This is a genomic window from Plantactinospora alkalitolerans, from assembly GCF_015690345.1.
GTDB classification, from domain to species: Bacteria; Actinomycetota; Actinomycetes; order Mycobacteriales; family Micromonosporaceae; genus Plantactinospora; species Plantactinospora alkalitolerans.
Map to the genome: position 1 here is coordinate 19,095 of NZ_JADPUN010000079.1, position 11,782 is coordinate 30,876.

Genomic DNA, 11,782 nt, shown 5'->3' on the forward strand with positions numbered 1-11,782 from the left:
AACAGGTCGTGGCAGCGTACGACCAGGGGCAGGAGCAGCTCGACTACCTGCCCCGGGTGCTCTGCGTCGAGCCGACGAACGGGTGCAACTTCGCCTGCACCTCGTGCCCCCGGCCGGAGGGCAAGCCGCACCTGCTGGACGCGGCGGAGCTGACCGCCTGGGTCGAGCGGGAGCGCGACGCCTTCCAGGCCGCGCCGGTGTGGGTGCACTTCTCCGGGGAGTCGCTGCTCCATCCCCGGCTCGACGAGATCATGCGTACGTTGCGCGAGCGTGGCGTACGCATGATGCTCTCGACGAACGCCTCCCGGCTGGATGACCGGCGCTGCGCCATGCTTCTCGAGGCGGGGCTCGGTCTCCTGGTGTTCTCCCTGGACGCCGCGCGGCGCCAGACGTACGAGCGAATCCGCATCGGTGGCGACTTCGACGAGGTCCAGCGCAACGTGCGGCGGTTCATCGCGCTGCGCGGCGACCGCACCAAGCCGGTCACCCAGGCACAGCTCGTCATCTCGGACCAGCCCCTCGAGGAGATCTGCGAGTTCATCCAGCTCTGGGCGGACGAGGGCGTCGACACCGTGCACCTCAAGCGGTACTCCACCCGCGCCGGACAGCTCAGCCGGCCCGCCGGCCGGCGGGACTCCGCGCCGCCCGGCAGCCGCTGCCTCGACCCGTGGCTGAACGTCGTGGTGCGGGCCGACGGTTCGGTGGTGCCGTGCTGCGCCGACTTCGCCGGCCGCCTGGTCCTCGGCTCGCTGCACGAGCAGACACTGGCCCAGATCTGGAACGGCGAGAAGGCCCGCGCGCTCCGCGCCGCGCACGTCGCGGGCGGGTCGCTGCTGCCCGAGGCGTGCCGGCTCTGCTCGGACGTACGCACGCCGCGGGACAACGAGTCGGTCACCCGTTGCATCGGCGTACCGGCCGATGTGGAGGAGCTCGCCGAACTGCTCGACACCGTGCCCCGGCACCTGCTCTTCGACGTACGCGGGACCGTCGGATCGCTCGCGGAGCGGTCACCGGCAGGGAGGGCGCGGGTTTGAACCTCGCCGTACTCTCCACCCGCCTCTACGACGGCCTCGCCGACCGCGGCGTCGAACGCGCGATGGTCCTGATCAAGGACGGCCGGATCACGGCCGTCGACACCGACGGCAATCCCGTGCCGGACGGGTACGACGTGGTCGACGTGGGCGATGCCACGGTCCTGCCCGGGCTCATCGACACCCACTCACACCTCTGCCTGGACGGGCGACCGGACGCGGCGGACGTGATCGCGACGACCCCGACGGAGCGGCTCCTGCTGTCGATGCGGCACGCCGCCCTGCGGGCCCTGCACGCCGGCATCACGACGATCCGCGACCTGGGCGACCACAAACTGCTGAGCCTGCACCTGCGGGACTGGTTCGCCACCGGACCGGAGACCGGGCCGGAGCTGGTCTGCGCCGGTACCCCGGTGACGATCACCGGCGGACACGGGCACTTCCTGGGGTTGGAGGCCGACGGCGAGCTCGAGGTGCGCAAGGCCGTCCGTACGCTCACCAAGCGCCGGGTGGACGTCATCAAGGTGATGGCCTCGGGCGGCCGGCTGACCCCCCGGTCGAACACCTCGCTTCCGCAGTACACCACGCTCGAGCTGCGGGCCGCGGTGGAGGAGGCGCACCGCCAGGGGCTGCCGCTGACCGTCCACGCCTATCCACCCGAGGCGATCGCCCAGGCGGTGGCGGCCGGAGTCGACGGGATCGAGCACTGCTTCTTCAGCGTGGCGGGTGGGCTGGCCCCGGATCCGGCGGTCATCGGCGCCATCGCGGAAGGTGGGATCATCGTCGGCCCGACTCTCGGTCTCAGTCCCGACTGGACCGTTCCGCCCGGGTTCCGGACCTTCCTCGACGTCTTCGAGCCCGTCGTGGAGTCGATGCACAAGAGCGGGGTGCTGCTGGTCGCCGGCCCGGACGCCGGGTCGCTGCCGGGCAAGCCGCACGACGTACTCCCGCACGCGGTCCGTACCCTTGCCGGGCTGGGGTTGACGAACGTCGAGGCGCTGCGCTCGGCCACCTCGCTCGCGGCTCGGGCCTGCGGCCTCGAGGACCGCAAGGGGGCTCTGCGGGCCGGAATGGACGCCGACCTGATCGCGGTGCGCGGTGACCCGGTCGCCGACATCGACGTCCTTCCCGACGTGTGCCTGGTCGTACGCCAGGGCAAGGTCGTCCGCGACGACGGCCGCCCAGGCGCCGACGCCCAGGATCGGCACGCACCGCCGTCCGGCGACCGGGCGGGCAGATGAGACACGAGCGCATGCTGGTCGGCGGAGCGTTTACCGAGGCCGCCGACGGCAGGCGTTTCGCCAGCTTGAACCCGTCCACGGGCGAGCCGGTCGGCACCGTGCCCGACGCGTCGGGCACGGACGTGGAGGCGGCCGTCGGCGCGGCCCGCCGGGCGGCCGACGCCGGCGACTGGGCACACGACCCCAAGTTCCGCGCGGAACGGCTGCGCGGCGTCGTCGACCTGCTCGACCGGCAGCGCGAGACACTGCGCGACGACGTCGTCGCCGAGGGCGGCGTACCGGTCCGGCTGACCCGGTCCATCCAGCTCGACGCGGTCCTCGGCGACCTCGACTGGGTCTGCGACCACCTCGTGGACCACATGGCGGACGAGGATCTGGGTACCCGCGACTTCCACGGGTTCGGCAGCGCGCGGATCGTCCGCCGGCTTCCGGTCGGGGTGGCCGCGGTGCTGACGCCGGCAAACTTTCCCGCCGCCCTGCTGCTGCGGCGGGTCTTCACCGCGCTGGCCACCGGCAACACGGTGGTGGTCAAGCCGTCGCCGTACACCTCCCTGACCGCCCTGCGGATCGCCGGGCTCGCCAACGAGGCGGGGCTGCCGCCGGGGGTGCTCAACGTCGTCACGGCGGCCGACCACACCCTCGGCGAGACACTCTGCGGCAGCGATGGCGTCGACCTCGTCAGCCTGACCGGATCGTCGGCGGTCGGCCGTCGGGTCGCCGCGATCGCGGGTGCCGGACTCAAGCGGGTGGTGCTCTACCTCAGCGGCAAGGCCGCACACGTCGTACTGCCCGACGCCGACCCGGACGTGCTGCCGTACGCGGCGGTGCGGGCCTGCTTCCACGCGGGTCAGGCCTGCACCCTCTTCTCCCGACTGGTGATCCCGCGCCGACTGTTCGCCAACGGCGTCGAGGCGCTCCGCGAGGCCATGGCCGCCGTGCCGCTCGGGCGCCCGGACGACCCCGAGGTGGTCGTGGGACCGTTGGTGAGCGAGGCGGCCCGCCAACGGTTCCTGACGGCGGTCGCGGCCGCCGGCCGGTCCGGCGCCGAGATCGTCTGCGGCGGTGGCATCCCGCCCGGGCTGGACGGCGGCTACTTCGCCGAGCCGACCCTCGTCACCGGGGCCCGGCCAGACTCGCCACTGGCTCGCCAGGACATCCCCGGCCCACTGCTGACGGTCTTCCCGTACGACACGGAAACTGAGGCACTGGCGCTCGCCAACGGCACCGAGTACGGTCTGGCGGCAGCAGTGACCTCCGGCTCGCTCGAGCGCGGCCGGCGGTTCGCCAACCGGCTGCGGGCCGCCGCCGTGACGATCAACGACGGCCTGCCGTACGGACCCGACGCGCCGTACGCCGCGTTCGGGGCGAGCGGAAACGGTCACAACGGGGGCGGTCCCGCGTTCGACGATTACCTCGTGCGCCAGGTGACGGGCCTTCCGCTGGACACCCTGCCGGCCGATGGCCCGGCTGATCCTCCGGCGGGTCGCCCAGCCGGCTGAGGACGACTGTCGGCCGACGGGATCCAGTGAGGAAGGGCTGTGAGGGCAACGTACCCATCAACCATCGACCGGCTGCTGGACCGGTGGGGTGACCATCACCCGGACCGGGTCGCACACCTGGTGCACGACGCGGACCGGCTGACCTACGGGCAGTGGTCTGCCCGGGCACGGGCGGTCGCCGCCCGGCTGTCGGACCACGGTGTGCGGGCTGGTGCCCGGGTCGCGCTGGCCTTTCCGCGCGAGGCCGCCCTGGACTTCGCCGTCTGCCTGGCCGCGGTCCACCGGCTGGGCGCCGTGGCGGTCCTCGTGTCGCCGGATGACCGTACCTCCCGACGACGCGTCCTGACAGCGGCCGTGAACTGCGAGTTCCTGATCAGCCCTGAGGATGCCGCCGAGGACTACCCAGGGGTGCGGATGCTCGTCGTCAAGGAGTTGCTGGACGGCGTCGACGAAGAGGCCCGGACCGGTGACGCTCCCCAACCGGCCGCCGAACCGGACGCCGTCGCCACGGTGGTCTTCACCTCCGGGACCACCGGTACGCCGAAGGCGGTCGCCATGACGCATCGCGACATCATGTACGCCGCCCGCCCGTCGGCGATCACCGCCGGCCCGGCGGACGAGGTGCTGCTGCACGCCTTCCCGCTGTTCGTGCCGGTAGGTCAGTGGGCGACCCAGGTACCGCTGCTCCGTGGCGTCACCGGAATCCGCGCGTCCGAGTTCGACCCGGCCACCTTCCTGCGCCTGGTGGAGAAGTACCGGGTGACCGAGAGCGCGATGGTGCCGGCCACGGCTGCGGCGATGGCCGGACTGCTCGACGGGGACCGTCCGGACACCTCGTCCCTGCGCCGCCTGACGATCGGATCGGCGCGCTGCCCCGTTCCGGCGCTGGAGGCGCTGCGTGCCCTGTTCCCCGCCGCCACCGTGGTGATCGACTATTCGAGTACCGAATCCGGTTGGGCCGGCACCATGCTCGAATACGGCCCAGGCTACGAGCCCGGCGCCGTCGGCTTCGCCAACCCGGGGTCGGCCGTCCGGGTGGTCGGGGAGGACGAGCGGATCCTTGCGCCGGGCGAGGTCGGCGTGGTCGAGTTGCGGATCCCGCCCAACCTGCCGGCCCGGTTCTACCTCGACGATCCGCAGGCCACGGCGGCCACCTTCCGGGGCGACTGGGTGCGCATGGCCGACCTGGGCCAGCTCGACGAGCGAGGGTGCCTGCACCTGGTGGCGCGGACCCGGGAGTTCGTCAACATAAGCGGGCAGAAGGTCTCCTGTCCGGAGGTGGAGCGGGTCCTCGAATCCTTCCCGGGCGTCCGGGAGGCGGCGGTGTTCCCGGTCAGCGATCCGATCCTCGGCGAGGACCTGGGGGCTGCGGTACAGGCGGCCCGGGCCGTCGAACCGGAGGGTCTGCGTCGACACGCCGCCGACCGTCTGGCCCCGTACCAGGTGCCGAGCCACGTGATGGTGCTGGTCGATCTGCCGCGTACGCCCAGTGGCAAGGTGGACAAGGAAGCCCTCGGCGAGATGATGGCCGCCCGACTCGCGCCCACGCAGGAGATGGACGCCGCAGGGCCCGCGCCGACGAGCGATGTGGACGTCACCCGGCCAACGTCCGAGGTGGACGTGGCTCGGGCGCTGCAACACGCCATCACGCGGGTCACCGGCAGCGAGGAGGTCGCGCTCGGAAGCTCCTTCGCCGAGCTGGGCCTCAGCTCGGTGGAGGTGATCCGGGTGTACCACAAGCTCGGTGAGTCGCTCGGCGGCGACCTGGACATCGTCCTGATGTTCGAACCGGTACCCCTCGCCCGGCTCGCCGAAATGATCGCGGAGCAGAGTGTCGCGGAGCAGAGTGTCGCGGAGCAGAGTGTCGCGGAGCAGAGCGGCAGCGGCAGCGGCACGTCGGTCCTGCCGGGGAGCGCCGATGCCTGACGCGCCGGCCGTCTACCTTTCCAACATCTCGCACGTCGTGGGAGATCCGGTCGCGCTCGATGCCCTCGAGGACACCGAGGTGCGCAAGGCCATGGCGACGCTCGCCGACGAGGGTCTGGTGCAGTGCCGGGTGACGGACGCCTCCGTCCCCGACCTGGCCGGCGCCGCGGCCTCGACAGCGCTGGGTTCGCCGGACCGTCGGACGGAACCGGACACGGCGATCTACTGCTCCGACACGCCGACCCCGGTGCCGCCGGGACCCGAGGTGTGGCGGCTCAACACCGGGCTGGGTCTGCCCCGGGTGCCGGTCCTGCGCGTCGCGGGAGGCGAGTGCGGCAACCTCGGCCTGGGCCTGCGGGTGGCCCGCGCCATGGTGATGGCCGAGGGGTTGGGCAGCGTGCTCCTGGTCACCGCCGACCGTTCCGTCGGGGACACCCGCTATCTGCCGGACGGTCTGACCGTGCTGAGCGACGGAGCCGCCGCCTGTCTGGTCACCGCGGAGCCACCGGCCGGCGGCTTCGCGGTACACCGGATGGCCGTCAGCGTGCAGGCCGATGCCGTTGCGGCGGGCATCGGGATGCAGACGGCCCGCACCACGCTCAGCGGGATCAGCAGAGCCGTACGCCGACTCTTCGCCGATGCGTCAGTCACGCCGGAGGATTGCCGCTACCTCGTCACGGGCAACTACGGCACGGCCATCCAGTCGCTCTTCGCGGCCGCCGTGGGACTTCCGCAGACCGTGGTGCGCGCCCCGCTGCGCGAGGCGATGGGGCACTGTTTCTCGGCCGACGTCCTGATGAACCTCGAGACGCTCCGGGTCGACGGCGAACTGGACCCCGGTGACCGGCTGCTGCTGCTGACCACCGGATCACGCGGCTGGACCGTGACGCTGGCCGAGTACCTCGGTTGATACCACGCCGGCCGGGCGGGGAACCACGACGGCGGACCCCCGCCCGGACCGGCGGCCTCACACGACCAGGTTGACCAGCCGGGGAGCACGGACGATCACCTTCTTGACGGCGGCCCCACGCAGCGCCTGCCGCACGGGGTCGGCGGCCCGGACCAGCTCCTCCAGGGCCGCGTCCTCCACCGTCGCCGGAACCTCGAGACGCGCCCGCACCTTGCCGTTGACCTGGACCACGCAGGTGACGGTCTCGGTGACCAGCAGCGCCGGATCCGCCTCCGGCCAGCCGGCCTCGCAGACCGACGCGGGACGGCCCAGCCGCTCCCAGCACTCCTCGGCGGTGAAGGGGGCGAAGCACGACAGCATCCGCACCAGCGCCTCGGTGCCTTCCCGTACCCCGGGATCCTTCGGCCCGGGCTTGCCGTCCACCGCCCGGCGCAGCGACGAGGTCAGCTGCATCAGGCGCGCGATGGCGACGTTGAGCCGTCGGCCCTCCATCAGGGTGGTGGTCTCGGCGACCAGGTGGTGTACCTCCTTGCGCAGCGCCGAGTCGCCGTCGGCCGGCGCGGCGTCGACCGGTACCGCGCCCACCTCGCCGGCCAGTCGCCACACCCGGGCCAGCCACTTGACCGCACCGGTCGGCGACACGTCCGCCCAGTCGATGTCGTCCTCCGGAGGCCCGGCGAAGAGCATCGTGACCCGCACCGCGTCGGGGCCGTGCGCGCTGATCTGCTCCTGGAGGTTCACCAGGTTGCCCAGGGTCTTGCTCATCGCCTTGCCGTTCATCACGACCTGGCCCTGGTTGATCAGGCGCCGGAACGGCTCGACGAAGGGCAGGTAGCCCATGTCGTGCAGGACCTTGGTCATGAACCGCGCGTAGATCAGGTGGCCGGTCGAGTGCTCACGCCCGCCGACGTACTCGTCCACCGGCAGCCATCGCTCGATGCCGGCCGGGTCGAACGGCCCCTCGTCGTACCCGGCGTTGGGGTAGCGCATGAAGTACCACGACGAGTCGACGAAGGTGTCCATGGTGTCGGTGTCCCGGCGGGCCTGGGTCCCGCAGCGGGGGCACGGAACGGCCGCCCACGCCTCGGCGCTCGCCAGCGGTGACCTGCCGTCTTTCGGGCGCAGTTGGTATCCGGAGTCGGGCAGCACGACAGGCAGCTCGTCGTCCGGCACCGGAACCTCGCCGCAGTCCGGGCAGTGCACGATCGGGATCGGGGTACCCCAGTAGCGCTGCCGCGACAGCAGCCAGTCCCGCAGCCGGTAGGTCACCGCCTTCTCGGCGACACCCCGCTCGGCCAGCGCGGCGACGATCTTCCCACCGCCCTCGGTGTGCGGCAGGTTGTCGTAGGGGCCGGACTGCACAAGGGTTCCCGGCCCGGCGGTCGCCACCCCGGTTGTTTCCGGGTCGGGTTCGCCGGTGTCCACCACCGTGCGCACCGGCAGGCCGAACGCCTTCGCGAAGTCCAGGTCCCGCTGGTCGTGCGCGGGCACCGCCATCACCGCGCTGGTGCCGTACCCGGAGAGGACGTAGTCGGAGGCGTAGACCGGGATCCGCTCGCCGTTGACCGGGTTGACGGCATGCCGGCCGAGGAAGACTCCCGTCTTCGGCCGATCCTTGGCCAGCCGGTCGATCTCGTTGGCCGTGCGTACCTCGGCCCGGTACGCCTCGAACTCGTCCCGCCGCTCGGCGACGCACAGCTCGTCGGCGAGCGGGGAGTCCGCCGCCACGACGAAGAAGGTCGCCCCGAACAGGGTGTCCGGGCGGGTGGTGAAGACCCGTATCGGCGCCTCGCGGCCCTCGACCACGAAGTCGATGTGCGCGCCCTCGGACCGGCCGATCCAGTTGCGCTGCATCGCCAGTACGTCGTCCGGCCACTTGCCTTCCAGTTGGGCCATGTCGTCGAGCAGGCGCTGGGCGTACGCCGTGGTGCGGAAGAACCACTGCGTCAGGTCGCGTTGCTGGACCACCGAGCCGCACCGTTCGCACTGGCCCCCGATCACCTGCTCGTTCGCCAGCACCGTGCTGTCCACCGGGCACCAGTTCACCGGGGCGGAGCGCCGGAATGCCAGATCGCGTTCGAACATGCGCAGGAACAGCCACTGGTTCCAGCGGTAGTATTCCGGGTCCGACGTGTGGAAACGGCTACGCCAGTCGAACGATATTCCGAGCCGGTGGAATGACTCGGCCTGGACGTCGATATTGCGGTACGTCCATTCCTTCGGATCCATGTCCCGCTTCAATGCGGCATTCTCGGCCGGCAGGCCGAAAGAATCCCAGCCGATCGGGTTCAGCACGTTCGCCCCGCGCATGCGGGTGAACCGTGCGATGCTGTCGCCGATCGAATAAACCTCTGCGTGCCCCATGTGAAGATCACCGGAGGGGTACGGGAACATGCTGACAACGTAGGAACGGGGTCGCCCTGGGGACCCGTTATCGGTCGGTCCCTCGGCCTCGAACGTGCCCCGGTCCTCCCAGAACTCCAGCCATTTCTCGATGATGGCCTGAGGGTTGTAACTGTCCTCCACCGTTCCCGACCCCTTACGTCACGCGGACTACATGTGCTTAGGAAAGCACGAGGAGTGCCTGCTGTGTGTCACGCCTACCATTCAGAGTTCTCTAAAGCTGCGGCGCCCGCGCCGACGGTCAATCATATCGGCTGCCTCCGGCGGTGTTCCCGGACCCACGGCGCCGCCACGGCCGATCGGCGGCACCGGCGTACCGCGCCAACTCGTCGGGAAGCCACGACCTGGCGTTATGAGGACCGGGTCAGGCTACCCGCTGGTACTTGTTGATCAGTCCGTTGCATCGTCGGGCCCGCGCCGGTTCAGCGCAGCAGAGTGACCGCGGTGTCCATCATGCACAGGGCGCCATTGGTCACCAGCAGACGATCGTTGGCGTAGTTCAGGCTCGCCGATCGGAGGTCCCGGAATACCCGTTCCAGCGGCAGCGGTGAGTCCCGCCGGTAGGCCAACCCGAGGCCGCCGACCTGCACCATCCGGTCGACGGCCTGGAAGGTCAGCTCCGCGGCCAGCACCTTGAGCGAGTTCAGGTGCAACTGGGTGGCGGTGCCGCTCAGCGGCTCGCCCGCGCGGCGGGCCGTCACGACCTCGGCGAGGGCGGCGTGCAGGTAGGCGCTCACCGCCTCCAGATCGAGCCGGATCCGCGCCAGCCGCTCGGCGACCAGCGGTGACCCCAGGTCGATCGAGGAAGGCCGGTCCGGCGACCGCAGCATCCGGAGCAGTCCCGCGTACGCTGCCCGCGCCCCGCCCAGCCAGCAGGCCGCCCAGCCGAGGTGACCGGCCGGCACCATGGACTCGATGGTGATCGCCCGGAAGCCGCCGGGCTCGCCGAGCAACTGGTCGGCGCCGACCCGACCGGTGATGGAGAACCCCAGGCTGTGCGTGCCGCGCATGCCCAGCGGATCCCAGTTGCCCCGGCCGGCCAGGGTGAGCTGGTCCCGGTCGGCGTAGACCAGGCTGACCTCGTGCGCCGTCGCGTCCGGTGAGGTCCGCATGGTGATCAGGAAGCCGTCCGCGTACTCGCCGCCGGTGACGACCGGCGCCATCCGGTCGATGAGCAGGTCGTCGTCCTGACGGGTGATCGCGGCGTCCGCACTGAGCAGATGTCCACCCTTGCCGGCCTCGGTGGTCACCGAGGCCAGGTACACGTCGCCGGCGGCGATCCGGGGGAGCAGCCGGTCCCGCAGCGGCGCGGACGCGTGGTGCAACAGCACGTCGACCTGCTGGCAGTGCATCGCCCAGATCATGGCGGTGGAGAGGCACTCGGCGGCCAGCTCGCCGGCGATCTCCACCAGGTCGGCCAGGTCACCGCCGAGACCGCCGTACCGCTGTGGGACCAGCAGGCCCAGCAGTCCACTCTTGCGCAGCGCGGCCAGGTTGTCGGTGGGGAAGGCTGCCGTCAGGTCGACCTCGCGGGCGTGCTGGCGCAGCACCGGCAGCACCGCGTCCAACAGTTCGGCGCGCTCTGCCGGCGGCAGTGCGGGGCGGGTCATCATGATCCTCCTTGTCGGTTGCGTCCGGACGACCTGCACCACGATCAGGCGGCGACGTATTCCGCGACGATCAGCGACCACGACTGCGGGGTGGAGCTGAGCAGCAGCAGGCGGTCCGCCGGGTCGAGGTCGCCGCGCTCCATCAGGGTGGACAGACTGATCAGGAGGTCGGCCGAGAAGCAGTGCCCCAGGTCGGCGACCCAGGGTGCGTAGGCCTGTTCCGGGGTGCAGCGTGCTGCCGTGGTGAGAAAGGCTCTCGACGTACGCCCGAAGTTGCCGGTGAGGAAGTACCGGCACTCGGCCGGCGGTACGCCGGATTCCGCGGACACCCGGTTCAGCGCCCGCCCGATCTTCTGCATGATGGCCCGACCCAGCGCCAACTGGCTCGACGTGACACCGAGATCTGCCTTCACCTCGGTGGACATCCCGAGTATGCGGAACCCCTCGGCGACCGGCTCGGCGGTGAGGACGCATGCGGCGGCCGAGTCACTGAGGACGGTCGTGCCGTGGGTCAGGAACCGGCCGGTGGTATCGGCGACGCGGTCGGCCGTGATGAACAGTACGGTGCCGAGGCCCTCGGTCGCCATCAGCGCCCGGGCCACTTTCAGCCCCGCGCCCAGGTTGCCGCAGCCACCGCTACTGATCAGCACGGCGGGCGTGTCGACGAGCCCGAGCTCGCTCTGCACCTGCCGCATCTGTCGCGCCACCGGCTCGGTGGTCGGCGTGTCGGTGCAGTAGACCAACATGTCGACGGGTGAGCCGGAGAGGCCCTCGACCACCGGCCGGGCGGCCGCGACCGCGAGCTCCGCCACCGGCCGCTCGTCGACCAGGTGGTGCCGGATCCCCTGCTCGCACAGGTTGTCCAACTCGTCGCGGACCTCCGGGTCCGTGGTGTCGCCGATCGGCACCGGCTCACCCAGGACGTAGGACAGGCGGGACGCGTAGAGCATCGCGCGTCGCCCATCGTTGGCACCGTTCGGCAAATTTCCCCCGTGGTTCGACGATCAGGCGTCCGCCGTGGGCCAACCCGGCGCGCGGGTCCGGCCCGGCTTGACGCCAAGTGGGGCATCGTGAGGGAAAAATAGTTGACTACGTCGATCTGGGCAAGGCATCGGGGTGAGGACGGATGAACTGGTACCAACCAGCACCGGTTGCCCGAACC

Annotated in this window: 8 protein-coding genes; 5 read left to right on the forward strand and 3 right to left on the reverse strand. The window is 71.2% G+C overall.

The features are described from left to right. Window positions 1-8 precede the first annotated feature (8 nt). The 5 genes from I0C86_RS05955 to I0C86_RS05975 are packed head-to-tail and all read left to right on the forward strand — an operon-like array spanning window position 9 to window position 6,607. Complete coding sequence (locus I0C86_RS05955) at window positions 9-1,034, forward strand: radical SAM/SPASM domain-containing protein (protein WP_196200188.1); 1,026 nt, start codon at window positions 9-11, stop codon at window positions 1,032-1,034. Beyond that, entirely contained in the window at window positions 1,031-2,272 is a 1,242-nt protein-coding gene (locus tag I0C86_RS05960) for an amidohydrolase family protein (RefSeq protein ID WP_196200189.1), read from the forward strand. The genes I0C86_RS05955 and I0C86_RS05960 overlap by 4 nt, the downstream gene beginning before the upstream one ends. After that, entirely contained in the window at window positions 2,269-3,771 is a 1,503-nt protein-coding gene (locus I0C86_RS05965; protein WP_196200190.1) for an aldehyde dehydrogenase family protein, read from the forward strand. Before I0C86_RS05960 ends, I0C86_RS05965 begins: the two co-directional genes overlap by 4 nt. Window positions 3,772-3,810: 39 nt before the next feature. Then, entirely contained in the window at window positions 3,811-5,697 is a 1,887-nt protein-coding gene (locus tag I0C86_RS05970) for a class I adenylate-forming enzyme family protein (RefSeq protein WP_196200191.1), read from the forward strand. Next, window positions 5,690-6,607 carry a 3-oxoacyl-[acyl-carrier-protein] synthase III C-terminal domain-containing protein gene (locus I0C86_RS05975; protein ID WP_196200192.1) on the forward strand — a complete coding sequence of 306 codons (918 nt, stop codon included), beginning with the start codon at window positions 5,690-5,692 and terminating at the stop codon, window positions 6,605-6,607. Before I0C86_RS05970 ends, I0C86_RS05975 begins: the two co-directional genes overlap by 8 nt. A gap of 57 nt (window positions 6,608-6,664) precedes the next feature. Here the strand turns inward: I0C86_RS05975 and leuS are convergent, their stop codons facing one another. The 3 genes from leuS to I0C86_RS05990 all read right to left on the reverse strand — a co-directional run bounded on the left by leuS (window position 6,665) and on the right by I0C86_RS05990 (window position 11,570). Continuing rightward, window positions 6,665-9,133, reverse strand: coding sequence for a leucine--tRNA ligase (leuS, locus tag I0C86_RS05980; protein WP_196200193.1), 2,469 nt, complete (start codon window positions 9,131-9,133; stop codon window positions 6,665-6,667). A gap of 299 nt (window positions 9,134-9,432) precedes the next feature. Continuing rightward, window positions 9,433-10,623, reverse strand: a complete 1,191-nt coding sequence (locus tag I0C86_RS05985; protein ID WP_230393635.1) for an acyl-CoA dehydrogenase family protein — start codon at window positions 10,621-10,623, stop codon at window positions 9,433-9,435. Window positions 10,624-10,664: 41 nt separating this feature from the next. After that, a complete protein-coding gene (locus I0C86_RS05990) occupies window positions 10,665-11,570 on the reverse strand; it encodes a beta-ketoacyl-[acyl-carrier-protein] synthase family protein (protein WP_196200194.1) in 906 nt (301 codons plus the stop codon). Window positions 11,571-11,782: the final 212 nt, after the last annotated feature.